Source organism: Yoonia rosea, assembly GCF_900156505.1.
Classification (GTDB): Bacteria; Pseudomonadota; Alphaproteobacteria; order Rhodobacterales; family Rhodobacteraceae; genus Yoonia; species Yoonia rosea.
In genome coordinates this window covers 1,823,440-1,840,455 of record NZ_FTPR01000001.1, presented here as the reverse complement: position 1 = coordinate 1,840,455, position 17,016 = coordinate 1,823,440, and the positions used below count along the sequence as shown (strand labels likewise).

At 58.8% G+C, this 17,016-nt stretch carries 15 protein-coding genes; 2 read left to right on the top strand and 13 right to left on the bottom strand.

Annotation, left to right across the window (positions count from 1 at the left end; all coding sequences use genetic code 11):
• Positions 1 to 2: 2 nt before the first annotated feature.
• The 3 genes from B0B09_RS09150 to B0B09_RS09140 form a co-directional block, all read right to left on the bottom strand.
• Positions 3 to 851, bottom strand: a complete 849-nt coding sequence (locus tag B0B09_RS09150; protein WP_055294087.1) for a carbohydrate ABC transporter permease — start codon at positions 849 to 851, stop codon at positions 3 to 5.
• Positions 851 to 1,804 carry a carbohydrate ABC transporter permease gene (locus tag B0B09_RS09145; protein ID WP_076659298.1) on the bottom strand — a complete coding sequence of 318 codons (954 nt, stop codon included), beginning with the start codon at positions 1,802 to 1,804 and terminating at the stop codon, positions 851 to 853. The genes B0B09_RS09150 and B0B09_RS09145 overlap by 1 nt, the downstream gene beginning before the upstream one ends.
• A gap of 125 nt (positions 1,805 to 1,929) precedes the next feature.
• The gene (locus tag B0B09_RS09140; protein ID WP_076659297.1) at positions 1,930 to 3,192 is read right to left on the bottom strand and encodes an ABC transporter substrate-binding protein; all 1,263 of its coding nucleotides are present in this window, start codon (positions 3,190 to 3,192) and stop codon (positions 1,930 to 1,932) included.
• A gap of 171 nt (positions 3,193 to 3,363) precedes the next feature.
• Here B0B09_RS09140 and B0B09_RS09135 point away from each other — a divergent pair, with 171 nt between their 5' ends.
• Positions 3,364 to 4,158 (top strand): IclR family transcriptional regulator, encoded by a 795-nt coding sequence (locus B0B09_RS09135; protein ID WP_076659878.1) that lies wholly within the window; start codon positions 3,364 to 3,366, stop codon positions 4,156 to 4,158.
• A gap of 3 nt (positions 4,159 to 4,161) precedes the next feature.
• Positions 4,162 to 5,223, top strand: a complete 1,062-nt coding sequence (locus tag B0B09_RS09130) for an ABC transporter ATP-binding protein (protein WP_076659296.1) — start codon at positions 4,162 to 4,164, stop codon at positions 5,221 to 5,223.
• 69 nt (positions 5,224 to 5,292) lie between these two features.
• Here B0B09_RS09130 and B0B09_RS09125 read toward each other — a convergent pair whose 3' ends face one another.
• The 10 genes from B0B09_RS09125 to pdxR form a co-directional block, all read right to left on the bottom strand.
• Positions 5,293 to 6,165: a dimethyl sulfoxide reductase anchor subunit family protein gene (locus tag B0B09_RS09125; protein WP_076659295.1), complete on the bottom strand. Its 873-nt coding sequence runs from the start codon at positions 6,163 to 6,165 to the stop codon at positions 5,293 to 5,295.
• A complete protein-coding gene (locus B0B09_RS09120; RefSeq protein WP_076659294.1) occupies positions 6,165 to 6,926 on the bottom strand; it encodes a 4Fe-4S dicluster domain-containing protein in 762 nt (253 codons plus the stop codon). The genes B0B09_RS09125 and B0B09_RS09120 overlap by 1 nt, the downstream gene beginning before the upstream one ends.
• Entirely contained in the window at positions 6,923 to 7,102 is a 180-nt protein-coding gene (locus B0B09_RS09115; RefSeq protein WP_076659293.1) for a hypothetical protein, read from the bottom strand. The genes B0B09_RS09120 and B0B09_RS09115 overlap by 4 nt, the downstream gene beginning before the upstream one ends.
• Positions 7,099 to 9,930, bottom strand: coding sequence for a molybdopterin oxidoreductase family protein (locus tag B0B09_RS09110; protein WP_076659292.1), 2,832 nt, complete (start codon positions 9,928 to 9,930; stop codon positions 7,099 to 7,101). The genes B0B09_RS09115 and B0B09_RS09110 overlap by 4 nt, the downstream gene beginning before the upstream one ends.
• An 11-nt stretch (positions 9,931 to 9,941) precedes the next feature.
• Positions 9,942 to 10,703 carry a sulfite exporter TauE/SafE family protein gene (locus B0B09_RS09105; protein WP_076659291.1) on the bottom strand — a complete coding sequence of 254 codons (762 nt, stop codon included), beginning with the start codon at positions 10,701 to 10,703 and terminating at the stop codon, positions 9,942 to 9,944.
• 3 nt (positions 10,704 to 10,706) lie between these two features.
• Positions 10,707 to 11,771, bottom strand: coding sequence for an acetate/propionate family kinase (locus B0B09_RS09100; RefSeq protein WP_076659877.1), 1,065 nt, complete (start codon positions 11,769 to 11,771; stop codon positions 10,707 to 10,709).
• Positions 11,768 to 12,703 carry a phosphate acyltransferase gene (locus B0B09_RS09095; RefSeq protein ID WP_076659290.1) on the bottom strand — a complete coding sequence of 312 codons (936 nt, stop codon included), beginning with the start codon at positions 12,701 to 12,703 and terminating at the stop codon, positions 11,768 to 11,770. Before B0B09_RS09095 ends, B0B09_RS09100 begins: the two co-directional genes overlap by 4 nt.
• Before the next feature lies 1 nt (position 12,704).
• The gene (locus tag B0B09_RS09090) at positions 12,705 to 13,457 is read right to left on the bottom strand and encodes a sulfite exporter TauE/SafE family protein (protein WP_076659289.1); all 753 of its coding nucleotides are present in this window, start codon (positions 13,455 to 13,457) and stop codon (positions 12,705 to 12,707) included.
• Positions 13,454 to 15,226 (bottom strand): sulfoacetaldehyde acetyltransferase, encoded by a 1,773-nt coding sequence (xsc, locus tag B0B09_RS09085; RefSeq protein ID WP_076659288.1) that lies wholly within the window; start codon positions 15,224 to 15,226, stop codon positions 13,454 to 13,456. Before xsc ends, B0B09_RS09090 begins: the two co-directional genes overlap by 4 nt.
• Before the next feature lie 160 nt (positions 15,227 to 15,386).
• On the bottom strand, positions 15,387 to 16,847 hold the full coding sequence (gene pdxR / locus B0B09_RS09080) for a MocR-like pyridoxine biosynthesis transcription factor PdxR (protein ID WP_076659287.1): 1,461 nt from the start codon (positions 16,845 to 16,847) through the stop codon (positions 15,387 to 15,389).
• Between the last annotated feature and the right edge of the window lie 169 nt (positions 16,848 to 17,016).

Here is a 17,016-nt window from a genome sequence, read left to right as displayed (position 1 = left end):
GGTTACTTTACTGCTCCGAGGGTGAGGCCCGCGATAAAGTGTTTCTGCATCAAAAAGAACATGGCAACCGGCGGCAAGGCGGCCACGATCGAGCCCGCGCTCATCAGGTGATAGGCGGCGCGGTACTGTGAATTGAACTCGGTGATACCGGCGGTGACGGGTTGTGCATCCGGTCCTTGGGTCAGGACAACAGCCCAGAAATAATCGTTCCAGATGAAGGTAAAGATCAGCACGGCAAGCGCTGCCAGCGCGGGCTTCATCAAAGGCAGGACCACGAAAAGGAAGATCCGCCATTCGGCGATGCCTTCGACACGGGCAGCCTCGATCAACGGAAAGGGCAGCGCACGGATGAAGTTGCGCATGAAGAGTGTGCAAAATCCGGTCTGGAAGGCGATGTGGAACAGCACCAGACCTGTTTTGGTGTCATAGAGGTTCAGGCTCAGTGTCAGGTCCCGCACGGGCACCATCAGGATCTGGAACGGAACAAAGTTGCCCGCAATGAAGATGAAAAAGATCAGCAGATTACCTTTGAACTTGTACACACCCAGTGCAAAACCGGCCATGGCAGACAGCGCGACCGCCCCGATCACCGTGGGGATCGTAATAAAGAGCGAATTCCACAAATAGCGCGGCATGTTAGATTCAAAGAAAACGCGTCCGTAGTTCGAGAAGGCCTCAAAACTGCTGGGGATGCCCCAGTAGTTGCCGTTGACGAAATCTGACTCGGGTTTGATTGAGAAGTTGGCTACGGCGATTAGCGGCAAGAGCCAGATGATCAACATCACCGGCAAAAGAACCTGATACGAGATCTGCCACGTGCGCGAGGTCTTTGCGATCGGTGTCGGAAACATCAGTGCGCTCCCTTTTCGTCACGGTACATCGCGTAGAGGAAATAGGTGATGAACCCCAGCATGATGAAGAACAGGATCACGGCAATGGCCGCACCATAGCCCATGCGAAACCCGAATTCGGATAGTGATTCCTCGAACATATAGAACGACAACACGCGGGTTGATCCGAAAGGCCCGCCGTTGGTCATGACACTGATCAGGTCGAAGGACCGCAGCGCGCCGATGATGGTGACGACAAAGGCGATAAAGGTCGCAGGCTTGAGTTGGGGCAGGATCACATACCACAGCATCTTTGGACCCTTCGCGCCATCAAGGCGCGCGGCCTCGACCTGTTCGGGATCAACGGCGTTCAGACCCGTCAGATAGAGGATCATGCAGTATGCCGTCTGTGGCCACAGGCCAGCCGCGATAATGCCGTAGGTTGCCAATGTCGGATCGCCCAGCACGTTGATCGGGCCTGCACCAAAGAAACCAAGGATCGCGTTCAAAAGCCCTTCGCGCGGCAGGTAGAACCAGCTGAACACCAGACCCACAACGACCTGGCTGATGACAAAAGGGAAAAAGAACATCGACTTGTAAAAGCGGATGCCTGTGACGGTCTGGTTGAGGAAAAGCGCAATAAAGAGGCCTGCGGGGATCGCCAGCAGATAGAGCACCAGCCATTTGAGGTTGTTCCAGAACGACACCGAAAACTTGCGGTCAACATTGGCATCGCCCCACCCAAGTAGGCGTTCGTAGTTGGCGGTGCCGACCCATGTTTTCTCGCCCAGCCCGTCCCATTCGTGAAATGAAATCCAGAACGACTGGCCAATAGGAAAAATGACGTAGATCGCAAAAAAGATCATCGCCGGCAGCAGGAACAGCCACGGGGTGATCGCAATCTCGTTGCGCTTGTACCAGCCGCGCTGCGGCCTGTCGGCGTGGGTGTTTGGGAAGGCGGGTGACACCGACATGGCGTTTCTCCTGCTGGGTCAACACATGTGAAAACCACAAGTGGGCTTGCAGATGGGTTGCGGGCGTGGGGTGCACCCACCCTCGTTGGGTGGGTGCTGTATGGTGGGTAAAACCCACCGTAGCGTTAGTTGTAAATGCGCTGACGTGTTTCTTCGAGACGCATCAGGATGTCGTCAAGGTTGTCAGGGAACACCATGAACTCTTGCAGGCCTTCCATGCCGACAGAGGCCATTTCCGCATCAAAGTCACGGTCAAAGAACTGCATGATCCCGCCGCCCGCGTTGTTCGAGAGCATGTCGAAGCCTTGCTCAAGGAACTTGTCCGCGTCGATCGACGCGTTCGCGTTTACAGGCAACTGGCCCAAAGCATCGCCTGCGTTGATCGCTGTCTGGACCTCGGCAGAGGTGACATAGCGCAGGAACTCCTTTGCGGCGTCCATGTTCTGTGCACCCGATGCGATGTGGAACGTATCGGTTGGCGCGTCTTCGGCGAAATCAACGTCAGGGTTGATCACAGGGAACTGGTAGAAGTCCAGCTGATCATCGGTCAGACCGCCGTCACGCATGGCAGCAACCGCAAAGTTGCCCATTAGATACGCTGCGGCTTCGCCATTGACCATGAAGGGCAGGGCTTCCTGCCAGCTATAGGTCTGGTGGTCGTCGATAAAGGCGCCCATGTCGATCAGCTGACGCCAGTTGGCGAATGTCTGACGGACACGGTCGTCTGTCCATTCGACTTCACCGCGGGCGAGTGCCATGTGGAAATCGTACCCGTTGGTGCGCGAGTTGATATAGTCAAACCAGCCGCCAGCCGTCCAAAGGAACTTGGTGCCGATGGTGTAGCATTTAACGCCATTGTCGAGCAGTGTCTGGCAGTTTGCCATCTCTTCTTCCCAGTTTGTCGGCTCGGACAGGCCGTACTGGTCGAAGATGTCTTTGCGATAGTAAACGCCCCACTGGTAGTATGTGTAAGGCACACCCCACTGTGCGCCGTCGAGTGTCATCGCACCTTTGGTCGATGCCAGCGCTTCGAATTCAGGTTCGGCCCAGAGGTCAGAGATGTCCGCAAAGAGGCCCGCGTCGACGTAGGGGCGCATCCGGTTGGCAGCATACCAGTTCACCACATCCGGCGGGTTCGCACCCAGCGCGTTGCGGATCTGCGTTTTCCATGCTTCACGGTCAACGATTGTCAGGTTGACCTCAAGGTTCGGGTGCAGCGCATCAAAATCGGCTGCCAGACCTTCCATCACCGCGCGTGGTGCGGGGTTGGACATGTCAGATATGATATTCAGCTCTCCGGACAGTCCGTGAGCGTCTGCAGCTGCGGATGACGCCGTGACGCCAGCTGCGACCAACGCCGCGAGCGACGTTTTCAAAATGGAATGCATGGTTTCCTCCCAGTATGCTTCCGTGTGTAAACAGGTTTCATTATTTGAAACTTGGTTTTGGATGTTGATACTAAACCGTGAACAGGCTAGCCTTGTCAACAGTCGAAGGCAGCACCGTGAGGGGAGCGGTGCGAATTGCCCGGATCGACAAAGGGAGGACACATGGGGCGGGTGACCGGTGACGGCACAGTTGGAAAGGCACTTGAGGTGCTGGATCAGGTTGCGGCCTTCGGGCGGCCTGTGCGTTTCAGCGAGATTCTGGCGCAGTCTGACTTTCCCAAACCGACCTTATACAGGTTCCTTCAAACCCTCACCAATCAACAGATGCTGGCCTATGATCCCGAGCGGCAGACCTACACACCTGGCCTGCGTCTCGTGCGTCTGGCCCATACGGCTTGGGATCAATCGACACTTGCCCCTGTGGCGCGTCCGCATCTGGATGCCCTGAGCAAAGCCGTGGGCGAGACTGTCCATCTTGCGCAGTTGGATCATGCGCAGGTGCTTTATATTGACAAGCGCAACGCGAATAATCCCGTGCAGATGTACAGTCAGGCGGGCAAGGTCGGGCCTGCTTATTGCACAGGTGTCGGCAAGGTGATGTTGGCGTTTCTGGATGAGGATGCCATCGAGCGTGTCATCGAACAACAGTCCTTTCATGGCTTTACGGACCACACGCTTGATAGTGCGGATGCGCTGCGGGCGGAGTTGAGTGACATCCGCCAGAACGGCTATGGTTTTGATCGCGAAGAACACGAGCCCGGAATTATCTGTGTGGCGATGCCGATCCTGACCTCGGCTGGCCGCGTCCTGGGGGCGCTTTCGGTCACCAGCACGACCAGCCGGACCAATCTTGCAGGACTGGAGGCTTATGTGCCGATCCTGCGCGAGACAGCCGATAAAATTACACGGGATGCCCAGAACTGGAGCTTTCCCGACTACCAGACAAAAGAAACAACAGGGATATAAGCCATGTCAGGTGTAACGCTGAAGAACGTCATCAAGCGCTATGGCGATGTACAGGTCATTCACGGCATTGACCTTGAAATCGCGGATGGCGAGTTTTGCGTTTTTGTTGGCCCGTCGGGCTGTGGCAAGTCGACGCTTTTGCGTATGGTTGCGGGGCTGGAAGAAACCACCGAAGGCGCGATGCATATCGGAGATCGGGATGTCACGCGCATGGACCCCTCCGAGCGGGGTGTCGCGATGGTGTTCCAGACCTACGCGCTCTATCCGCATATGACGGTCAAGGACAACATGGGCTTTGGCCTGAAAATGAACGGCCATCCCAAAGCGGAGATCGCCGCCAAGGTGGCCGAGGCGACCCGAATTCTGAAACTTGAGCCTTATCTGGATCGCAAGCCGGCGGCCCTGTCCGGCGGCCAGCGCCAGCGCGTGTCGATTGGCCGGGCCATTGTGCGGGGGCCTGAGGTGTTCTTGTTTGATGAACCCCTGTCCAACCTTGATGCCGAACTGCGGGTCGAGATGCGCGTCGAGATTGCCCGTCTGCACAAGGAAATCGGCGCCACGATGATTTATGTCACGCACGATCAGGTTGAGGCGATGACATTGGCCGATAAGATCGTCGTGTTGCGCTTGGGCGTCATCGAGCAGGTGGGCGCGCCGATGGATCTCTACCGCGATCCGGACAACAAGTTTGTGGCGGGCTTTATCGGGTCACCCGCGATGAATTTTGTGAACGGTACGGTCAAGGGCGGCAGCGTTGACGCACCGAGTTTGGCCGCCCGATATGACGGCTTGGTCAGCACTGCCTATGAAGGCAAGGCTGTCAGTGTCGGCGCGCGCCCCGAGCATATCACCATTGATCCTGATGGGGAGACGCATACGGTTGAATTGACTGAAAGCCTTGGCGGCGTGTCATTTGCCTATCTGACATCTGACACAGGCGAACGGATCATCGTGGAAGAGCGCGGAGACGAGCGCACCGCTGAAGGCGCCACGGTCGGAATCCGTATTGATCCAAGCCGCATCTTTCTTTTTGACGCAGAAACAGAACTGCGCATCCGGCGCTGAGGGTGGAGGGGGCTTTGCCCCCGACCCTGTGGGCCTCCCCCAGGATATTTTCGGGCCAATAATAACGGGTCAGCGTTTGCCGTAGTATAGGCCCACGACATGTTCGGCTTGGGCGAAGAACAGCCAGCGGAGCGTGAGCACGCCTGCTATATGGCTGAGGACCGCCAGCACGGCCAAGATGTGGTTGAACGGCAAAAGCAGCAGGATCACCGGAAGGACGAAGGCCAGAGCGATCGTGATGATGCGCAGTTTGTCGGCGTGTTTACGCCCGACTTGATAGATAAATTCGCGCATCAGATAGTTGGTGCCGGTGTGCGGCGGCTCAAACGCGCGGACCTTGCCGATTTGCCCGAGGCCAGTCGCGGTTGCCATGTCTGTACCGGAGGTCTGGAAACGGGTGTCGCCCGAGAGCCATGCAAAGACTTGCAGGGCAGCGCCGAGGACGAAGAGCACTGTTGCGATGGTGACTTGCCCCGACAAGAGCGCGCCGCCGCCGACCGACAGGAGCAAGTACATGGCCGGTGTCGTCCAGTGCCGCCAGCGCGGAACGGTTTTCATCTGCGCGTAGATCATCGACGTTGTGAAGACCACACCCAGCGATGCCAGCCCGCCGATGATACCGACCAGAGTGAGCCGCGTTTCGGCAAAGACCAGACCGGCACCGTAGACCGCCATGACGAGCAGCGCGAAGACCGCGCAGATGCCTTCACGACTGAGCCAGCTGGTTTTCCATTGGCTGAAGGCTTTGATCGCGCGTTCGGGGTGGCCGAGGTGGAATGTCGAGGCAATGAGCCCGCCCACCGCGAAGAGATAGGCGATGGTGAACCAGATGAACGCGCCCATCCCGGTCGGTACGATTGCGCCCATGCCAAGCCAGAAGAGCAGGCCGAAGCCGAGGCCCGAGAATGTGTTGAATATGATAACAGAAGCTGCGGGATGCATTATTTGGCGCCTCCGGGCAGGGATGAGAGAGCTTTGTCGAGCCAGCCGACAAAGCCTTTGCCGTCGCTGGCGATGGGTTCGAGGTAGGGGGCAAGCACGTCGAATTCGGGCATTTCGTCCTTGGGGCGGGGAGGCAGGTATTTGTTGACCGGCTTGGTGCCTTGTTCGGGCATCAGATCAAACCCGCCGCGTTCGGCCACCAGTTTGGACACATCGCTGTCTGCATCGCCCAGATCGCCGAAGTGGCGGGCACCGGCAGGGCAGGTGCGCACGCAGGCGGGCTGGCGGTCTTCTTCGGGGAGGTTTTCGTTATAGATGCGGTCCACGCAGAGGGTGCATTTCTTCATCACCCCTTCCTTTGCGTCCAGTTCCCGCGCGCCGTAAGGGCAGGCCCATGCGCAAAGACCGCAGCCGATGCAGTCACTTTCGTTGACCAGAACGATGCCGTCCTCGGCGCGTTTATAGCTGGCGCCTGTGGGGCAGACGGTAACGCAAGGCGCGTCCTCGCAGTGCAGGCAGGATTTGGGGAAGTGGATGAGTTGGGCTTCGCCCTCTGCCGGTTGCACCTCGTAGGAGTGGACGCGGTTCAGAAAGGTGCCGGATGGATCGGCACCATAGGCATTTTGATCCGACAGTGGCGCGCCATAATTTTCGGTATTCCAGCCTTTGCATGAGACGACACAGGCATGGCAGCCCACACAGGTATCAAGGTCGATCACGAGGCCGAGTTTTTTGGCGGAAGGTGGCGGGAGTTGGGTCATAGCTTTGTCCCTGTTGCAAGCACCGGAGCCTCCGGCGGAAGTTTTTCAGGCAAGATGATAAGGGTCGTCTGATCGCCGCCTTTGCGGCTGTCCCATGTGGCGATGTACCAGATGAAACTGCCCAAGGTCAGGGCGACGAAGGTAGCAATAATCAAGAGCACTTGTCGGTTGGTCATTTGCCGACCTTCCATGCGAGATTTTTCGGTCCTTTGGGGACGGGGGATTTGATCGCCGGCATGACCGGTTGCGCCTCGTTCGGTACGGCGGATTTCTCGATTTTTACCCGCAGGTCGAACCACGCGGCCTGTCCGGTGATGGGGTCAGAGTTGGCCCAGCGCAGGCCGTCACCTTTGGGTGGCAGCAATTCGTGGATCAGGTGGTTGAGCAGGAAACCCTTGGTGGCCTCGGGTGCCTTTTCATCCAGCGCCCATGCGCCTTTGCGTTTTCCGATCGCATTCCATGTCCAGACGGTATTGGGGTTGAGCGACGCCTGATGGGCGACAGGGACGGTGATGGACCCGTGCACCGAGGAAACGCATGCCCAGTCGCCTTCCTGAAAGCCGTTGGCCTCCCAGATCTTTGTCGGCACATAAAGCGGGTTATGCCCGTGGATCTGCCGGAGCCAGGCGTTCTGCGTGCCCCAGGAATGGTACATCGCCATGGGCCGTTGGGTCAGCGCGTGGATCGGGTATTCGACCGGATCGGCGTGGCCGTCCTCAAGCGGGGGGTACCAGAACGGGAGCGGGTCCATTGTCAGTTTCAGCCGTTCGCGCAAGTGTTCCGGCGGTTGCCGTGTGCCGATACCTTCGGCGGCGGCCTGAAATTTGCGCAGGGGTTCGACGTAAAGCTGGAAGATATAGGGTTGGACCACATCATAGAAGCCCATCTTCACGGCCCAATCCTGGTACTCCATGCTGAAGGGTTTGTAGTAGGCGGCGTTTTCGGGGACGTGTTCAATCCAGAAGCCGCCATTGTCGATGTAGTTCTGCAACTGGCTGCCATTAGGCTGACCGCGTCCGCCCTGTAGTTTCCCGTTTTCGCCAACACGCCATCCGGCCAGCGGCCCGACACCGGGGCGGCGGACGTGGTTGGTGATGTAATCGGCGTAGTCTTCATATTTCTGGCTGCCGTCCTCGTTCACGAAACCGGGCAGGCCAAGCCGCGCGCCCAGATCGCAGAGCACAGACTGGAACCCGCGCACATCACGGTCAGGTTCCACGACCGGCCAGCGGATCGCATCAGCCACGCCATCGGCCTCGCAGATCGGGCGGTCCAGAAGCGAGATACAGTCGTGCCGTTCCAGATAGGTGGTATCGGGCAGGATCAGATCGGCGTAGGCCACCATTTCGGATGAATAGGCGTCGGAATAGATGATCCGCGGGATGACATAATCGCCGTTTTCGTCCTTGTCGGTGAGCATCTTGTGCACGCCGCCCACATTCATGGACGAGTTCCAAGACATATTCGCCATATACATAAACAGCGTGTCAATCTTGTAGGGCACACCCGCATGGGCGTTCGAGATCACCATATGCATCAGCCCGTGCGCCGACATCGGGTTTTCCCATGAATAGGCTTTGTCGATGCGGGTCGGGTTACCTTCTGCATCCAGCAAGAGGTCTTCCGGCCCTTGGGTATAGCCAAGGTGCGGGCCGTCAAGCGCGGCACCGGGGGTGACTTTGCCGTGCGGCTTGGGGTGGGCTGTGGCTGGTTTGGGGTAGGGCGGTTTGAAACGCATACCACCGGGGACTTCGACAGACCCGAGCAGGATTTGCAGCACATGGAGCGCGCGGCAGGTCTGGAACCCGTTGGAGTGCGCCGAGATGCCACGCATTGCGTGGAAGCTGACAGGGCGGCCGACCATCTTGTCGTGTTTCTTGCCGCGGAAATCGGTCCAGGGGCGGTCCAGTTCAATCGCTTCGTCAAAGGCAACGCGGGCCAGATCGGCGGCGATTGCTCGGATGCGCTGGGCGGAAATCCCGCACCGCTCGGCCACGGCTTCCGGCGCGTAGTCTTCGGACAGATAGCGGTCCGCCATCTGGTGGAACACAGGGCGATGTGTGACACCTTTGGAGCGGTAGGTTGCGGCCAGATCGGGTTCGACCCCCTGACCGTTCCAAGGCGCCAGATCGCCGGTGCGCCGGTCGATGACTTGTGGTTGCCCGTCTTCATCGCGCAGGAACAGACCGAACTGTTCGGACTTCGGATCTTCGTTCACCAGCACGGAGGCATTGGTGAAGCGCGCCAGATAGTCCAGATCGATTTTGCCCGCTTTCATCAGACAGTGGACCATTGCGAGGATGAACAAGCCATCCGTGCCGGGGGTAATACCCACCCAGTCATCGGCCACCGCGTTATAGCCCGTACGGATCGGGTTCACACCGATCATCCGCGCGCCGCGTGCCTTGAGTTTGCCGATGCCCATCTTGATGGGGTTGCTGTCGTGGTCTTCAGCCACGCCAAACAGCATGAAAAGCTTTGTGTGGTCCCAATCGGGTTGGCCGAACTCCCAAAACGCGCCACCCATCGTATAGATGCCCGCTGCCGCCATGTTGACTGAACAGAACCCACCGTGGGCTGCATAGTTGGGCGTGCCGAAGCCCTGTGCCCAGAAGCTGGTAAAGGATTGTGACTGGTCGCGGCCTGTGAAGAACGCGAGCTTTTCGGGGGCTTTTTCGCGGATCGGCGCCAGCCATTCGGTTGCCAGTGTCAGCGCCTCTTCCCAGCTGATCTCCTCGAACTCGCCCGAGCCGCGTTCCCCCACGCGCTTGAGCGGTGCGCGCAGCCGTGAGGGTGCGTTGTGCTGCATGATGCCGGCGGACCCTTTGGCACAGAGCACGCCTTGGTTCACGGGATGGTCCTTGTTGCCTTCGATATAGGCGACTTTGCCGTCTTTCATATGCACGTTAATCCCGCAGCGGCAGGCACACATGTAACAGGTCGTCTTGCGCACTTCGTCCGACACTTTCGGCGATGTATCCAGTTGGGGCTGATCAAGTGACATATGTGTACCTTTCAAGCGAATTGGGTGCGGACAAGGGCGGCACCTGCCAAAGCACAAAGCAGTGACAGGCAGGCAGGGCGATAGTACGGGGCAAACCGCGGCGTGAACAGGCGTTGACCCAAGAACACACCCAGCGTTGTCGGAAGAGCAAGGCTCAGCCCGCGCGCGGCGGCAGTGCTATTCATTACGCCGAACCAGAGCAGCATGATAAGCGAGGTCAGCGAGCTGACGAAAAGGAAGAGCACGAGGGCTGCACGCATTTTCGCGGCGGGCGCATCTTGCGACAAGACATAGATTGCGATCACCATGCCGCCCACGCTGGCAAGGCCGGTCACGACACCGGCGGCGAAACCTGACCCATAGAGCCCCGGTTTGGTGGCCAGAAACGCAAGCCGGATCTTGGCCAACTGAGTCAGCGCCAGCGCAATGATGACGGTCAGAGCAATCAACTGACTGGCTTCAACAGAGACAGAAGTCGTCAGGAGCAGACCGAAAGGTACGCCGATGGTTGATCCAATCACCAGGCCCATGACGATACCGCGGTCCGCCTCTTGCCATCCACCTTTTGCCATCAGCACCGAGGCCGTCATTTCAAGCCACCAGCAGATCGGGATGATTTGCACGGGTGGCAGAATGATGACGGCGCTTGCCATCACAACCGCCGAAAGCGCAAAGCCCGAAAAACCGCGCACAATGCCAGCCACAATCACGATCACCGTCAGGATCAGGAATTCCTGTCCTGTCAGATCAAGTGTTGCAAGCAAGCCGTCCATCACTCAGCGCCCCTGTGCCATCAGCGCCAGCGCGTCGCGGGCGATTTGTTTTTCTTCGTCGGCGACGATGACATGGACCGGAACGGTTCCAAAGCAGGACAGTAGCGCCATGATCCGGTCGCGCACAGGCGCCGCGTTTTCGCCGATCCCACCAGTGAAGGCGACCGCATCCACCCCGCCCATGGCAACGATGGCCGATCCCGCGTGACGCGCGGCCCAATAGCAGAAATGTTCAACGGCGAATTTGGCGGCGTCGTCTGTGCGCTCAAGTAGCGTCTTCATGTTGTTTTCGCCCGCAAGCGCCTGCAGACCAGAGGTCTTGTTCAACATCCGGTCAGTCTCGTCCTCACCCAGCGCCTTTGACATGCGCAGCACCGCAGCACCGTCAATGTCACCAGACCTTGTACCCATGGTCAGACCCGAGAGCGGAGAATATCCCATCGAAGTGGCGATGGATTTGCCGCCCTTGATCGCACAAAGGCTGGCCCCGTTGCCGAGGTGAAAGGCCAGCAGGTGCTCCGGCAATTCCGTGCCGAATTCGGCAACCATATTGGCGTAGGACAGGCCGTGAAAGCCATAGCGCCGGATGCCTGCATCATGGTGTGTTTGCGGGATCGCATAGCGTGTCGCGACCTCGGGGTTGGTGGCGTGGAACGCCGTCCCGAAGCTGCAATATTGCGGCAGATCAGGGGCCAGTTTTTGCAGGGCATAGACGCCTGCAAGGTTGTTGGGGTTGTGCAAAGGGGCCAGCGGGATCACGCTTTCAATGGTGGCAATCACCGGCGGGCGCAGGCGCGCGGGCGCTGTCATCACCGCGCCGCCGTGGACGATGCGATGCGCAGCGGCAGAAAATGCCGTCAACGGATAGCCCGCGTCACGCAAGGCCGCCAGCACCAGGTCAAGCGCTTGCGCATGGTCCCTCGCCTTTACCGCACTTGTATTGTCACCCAACCGCAATTCGCCCGCAGACCCAAGGTTCGTTACACGACCCGCAGTGACAGAGCGGAGCGCTTCGTCAAAGACCTCGATCTTGAGCGAGGAGGAGCCTGCGTTCAGAACTAAGATCACTTTGCCAACCCGCAACTGATGGCGGCCAAGGCTGCAGAGGCGATCCGGGCCGCAGGTGGATCGGCGCGTGAGGTCAGCAGGATCGGCACTTTTGCGCCCGTGACGATCCCCGCAGCGCAACCGCCGGTCAGATAGACGAAGGCTTTGAACAGCGCGTTGCCGGAAACGATGTCGGGCACGATGATGGCATCGGCATGGCCCGCGACAGGATCGTCAGTCAGCTTCTTGGTCGCCGCCGCTTCGGGTGACATGATCAGATCAAAGGCCAGCGGGCCGGACACATCAATCCCCTCGACTTCGGCGCGCGCCCAGTCCGCCAATTCTTTGGCGTCCATGGATGATGGTACCGAAGGAATGGCGCTTTCAGTGGCTGACAGGATCGCAATTTTGGGGCGGTCATTGCCCAGTCTGTTCAGCAGTTTCTTGACTTCGATAATCGACGACTGGCGCGTCTTGATGTCGGGGGCCACGTTGACAGCCGCGTCCGAGATCAGGATCGGCTTGCCGCCATCGGGGTGGGAAATGTGGAAGATATGCACAAAGCGCTGACCTGTGCGCAGCCCCGCATCGCGGGCAACGGCGGTCTTCATAAAGACATCGGTATGCAGCTGCCCTTTCATCAAAACATCGGCCTCGCCTGCGCCACACAAGGCGGCGGCGGTGCGACCTGCCTCTTCCTCGCCTTTGGTGTCGTGCAGGTCATAGCCCGAAATATCCCAATCGAGCTTTGCCGCCTCGGCGCGGATCAGATCGGCCTCACCCACAAAAACGGGTACCATAATGCCGGCTTTGGTGGCGTCCTCGGCGGCTTCCATTGGCAGCGGCGAACCCGCACGTGCAATGGCGACGCGGGGTGCGCCATAGCTTTGGGCGAGGGCAATCAAATCTGCCGGGGCCTGTGCCGCACGGGTGGAAAGGAAGGGTGATGTCATTTTATATGCCTTTCACTGCGCGCAAGAGCCCCAGAAGCGAGAGCGTCATCAGCAGCATCACCGCAAAGCGCCGGAATGTCGAAGGGGAAGCGGAAAGAAACTGTCGTCCGCCCAGCCAGACACCCAGACCCAGCAAGGGAAAGGCCATGACTAGGCCAATGGCGGTATCCCAGCTGACCAATCCGCCCGCCCACAACAGTGGCAGGGTGATCATGTCGAGCCCTGTGAGGTAGACAATCATGGTGGCCCGAAAGGTTGCGGCCTGCATCGGTTGCGCGGACATGAAGGCGGCGACGGGCAAGCCGCCGATGCCTGCGCTGTTGCACGCCCCCGAGATGATGCCGACCCCGCCGTGTCCCAATGCCCCGATCCGCCGCTGCAATGTCCAGCCGGACAGCAGCACCAGTGACATCACCAGAATGATCGCAGAGATCACGATCCGCGCGGTATCTGTGCCCACCGACAGCATGACCGTGACCGAAAAGGGCAGTGCAATTGCGGCCCCGCACAGCATGTAAAGTACCCTGCGCCAGTCGACATATCCGCGAATGCCGCGGGCCTGAAAGACTGTCATCAAGATTTCGCATGCAAAGACCACCGGGATCAAAGGAAGCGGGTTTGTCACAAGGGCAGCAAAGGCGATAAAGATCGCCGAGAACCCGAAACCCGAATAGCCCCGGACAAAGGCGGCCCCTAGCAAAGCAATTGCAAGGGCCGCCGCTGTGCCGGGGCCAAGGTCGAATGGCAAACCTATTCAGCTGCCATGTCGGACGCCGAGATGCCGGCCACTTTGACAGGCTTTTTCATGGCGTCGCGGCGGAAGGGTTCACCCAACTCCTGGTTCAGGATCACTTCGATCAGCGTGGTCTTGTTATTCTCCATCTGATCCTTGATCGCCTGGTTCAACAGCGCTGTCAGCTCTTCCATCGTCTTGGCTTGCACACCGATCAGGCCGCAGGCCTGTGCGATGCCCGCGTAGGACACTTTCATGTCCAGTTCGGTGCCGACAAAGTTGTCGTCGAACCATAGGGTCGAATTGCGCTTTTCCGCGCCCCACTGGTAGTTGCGGAACACGATCTGCGTGATGGCTGGCCACTCATCGCGGCCAATCGCTGTCAGTTCGTTCACCGCGATACCGAAAGCGCCGTCGCCTGCAAAACCGATCACAGGCACATCAGGCTGGCCGATTTTCGCGCCCACGATGGATGGCAGGCCGTAGCCGCACGGACCAAAGAGGCCGGGTGCAAGGTATTTGCGACCGGTAGGGAAGCTTGGGTAGGCGTTGCCGATGGCGCAGTTGTTGCCGATGTCGGACGAAATGATCGCGTTTTCCGGCATTGCGGCCTGAATAGCGCGCCATGCCTGACGCGGTGACATCCAGTCAGGACGGGCCTGCCGCGCACGCTCGTTCCATGTTGTGCCCGGATCATCCTGCTCGTGATCGAGGCTGGACAGTTCCTGCGCCCAAGCCGATTTGGTTTGCGCGATCATCGCCTTGCGCTCGTCGCGGCCCGCGTCGCCTGCCGTATCCGCAAGATGCGCTGTAATGCCTCTGGCAACCTTGGCCGCATCACCGACGATGCCGACGGTAACCTTCTTGGTCAGGCCGATGCGGTCAGGGTTGATATCAACCTGAATGACTTTCGCATTTGTCGGCCAATAGTCGATGCCGTAACCGGGCAGGGTCGAGAAGGGGTTCAGGCGTGTGCCAAGGGCCAGAACAACGTCAGCCTTGCTGATCAGTTCCATGCCGGCTTTGGACCCGTTGTAGCCCAGCGGACCTGCAAACAGCGGGTGGTTGCCGGGGAATGCGTCGTTGTGCTGGTATCCGACGCAGACAGGCGCATCGAGCGCTTCGGCCAGAACCTTAGAGGCCTCGATCCCGCCTTCGGCCAGAACAACGCCAGCACCATTCAGAATGACAGGGAATTTGGCTGTGGACAAAAGCTCAGCGGCTTTCGCGATGGATGTTTCGCCGCCCGGGCTGGATTCAAACTCGACCGGCTCGGGGATTTCAATGTCGATCACTTGGGTCCAGAAATCGCGCGGGATGTTGATCTGGGTCGGACCGGACAGACGCTTGGCCTTGGCGATGACGCGGGCCAGAACCTCGCAGATGCGGGACGGGTCGCGGACTTCTTCCTGATAGGCCACACAGTCTTTGAACAGATTCATCTGTTCCATTTCCTGAAAACCGCCCTGACCGATCGTCTTGTTCGCAGCCTGCGGTGTGACCAGCAAGCAAGGGGTGTGGTTCCAATAGGCAGTTTTGACGGCAGTGACAAAGTTGGTGATGCCTGGCCCGTTCTGCGCGATCATCATCGACATCTCGCCGGTGGCGCGGGTGTAACCGTCAGCCATCATACCGGCAGAGCCTTCATGGGCGCAGTCCCAGAATGTGATGCCGGCGGCGGGGAAAATGTCAGAGATCGGCATCATGGCAGATCCGATGATCCCGAAGGCGTGGCGAATGCCGTGCGCCTGCAGCGTTTTGACGAATGCTTCTTCAGTGGTCATTTTCATGGCGGTGGGTCCTTCCCTAAATTCCAAAGAAAAAGGGAGCGCAGAATCCCCCCAGTTTCGCTTTCTTGACACTAGGTTTTGCACGGCGCGGACGTTAGGTCCAGTTGCCCTGCGTCCCTAAGGCCAGCGTAAATTATTTTGAGACACTAAGTCTCAAAAATCAATAATTTTGGATTGCCTTGGCAATCAGGTTGATCCCCTCAGGGATGCGCGCCGAGGGGATTGAGGAGTAGGCAAGCCGCAAGTATTCGGTCGGTGGGGTTTCACCTGCAAAGAAGGGTGCACCGGGTTCGACCAGAACGCTATCCGCCCTTAAGGTCTCGGCCAAAACCTTGGTATCAATGCCCGCAGGTGTCTTGAGCCAGACGGATGATCCGCCGTATGTCCCTTGTCCGGCAATCGTCAGCCCGTGTTGATCAAGTGCGCCAACCAGTAATTGCCGCCGTTCATGGTAGGTCTTGCTCATCCGGCGGATCAGCGCATCATAGTGCCCCAAAGACAGATAGTAACTGACGGTGCGCTGTATGTGACCGGGTGGGTGGCGCAGGACTGTGGCGCGCAGGGCGCGGGCCTCGCGGATGAACGGTGCGGGACCGACCAGATAGCCAAGGCGCAATCCCGGAAACAGCGACTTTGAAAACGACCCAACATAGATCACGCGCCCGTTCTTATCGAGCGATTTGAGAGATGGTGACGGCGATTTCAGAAACGACATCTCGAATTCGTAATCATCCTCGACGATAATGAAATCCTCGGCTTCCGCTTTTTCCAGCAGGGCATTGCGCCGGTCCAGTGGCATCGTGGCGGCAGTCGGACATTGGTGGCTGGGCGTTGTGAAAACGACGTCCGTATCTTCGGGAAGGTTTTCGGGCGGCAGTCCGTCCTGATCAACGGGAACGACGCTCAGCTGGCAACGCGATTGCGTCAAGATCGTGCGCAGTGCGGGATAGCAGGGGTCTTCGATGGCCGCACGCCTGCGGCTGTTCAACAGAACCTGCGCCGAAAGCCATAGCGCATTTTGCGCGCCCATCGTCACGAGGATCTCATCGGGGTTGGCGAGGATGCCACGCCTTGGCAGCGTCTGGCGCGCGATGAAATCAACAAGTTGCGGATCATCGCCATCGAAATAATCCGATGTGAGCGCGCTAAAGTCCCGCATCCCCAGCGCCCGCAAGGCACAAAGCCGCCAGTTAGCGCTGTCAAAGAGTGTTTTATCTGTCTGCCCATAGATGAACTGATAGCGGTAGTCGGCCCAGTCTGCCGGTTTGTCCATGCTCAGGCCGGGCGTGAAGCGCTGGCCAATGGTTCGTGTCCAATCCACGGTGCCAATGTTTGCGCGTTGGGCCGGAAAGGCGGGTGGTTCCGGGGCATTGTCGGACACAAAATAACCAGACCGCCCGCGTGAGGTCAGATAATCATCGGCGACCAGTTCGGTGTAAGCCAGCGTCACGGTGATCCGGCTGACACCCAAATGCGCCGCCATCTTGCGCGACGACGGCAGCCGCTCGCCCGGGCGGATACGGCCCGTAAGAATACCCTGCGCCACCATTTGCTGGATGCGCGCCTGCAAGGTGCCTTCTGCGGAAGGGTCAAGAAAGAAGGTTTCGACGGATAAAGACATGGTCTGGCCTTAGGTTGTGGCTCAGACTGGACTTATTTCGTGTCTACGGCAAGTGGTGCTGCTGAGAATCCTGTGGTCCGCGACGGAAACCCTGCGCCGGCACGTATCAAAGGTGCAATGAGGTGGAGAAGACCAATGAAGCTGCTGCACGTCGGATTTTTGGTTGTGT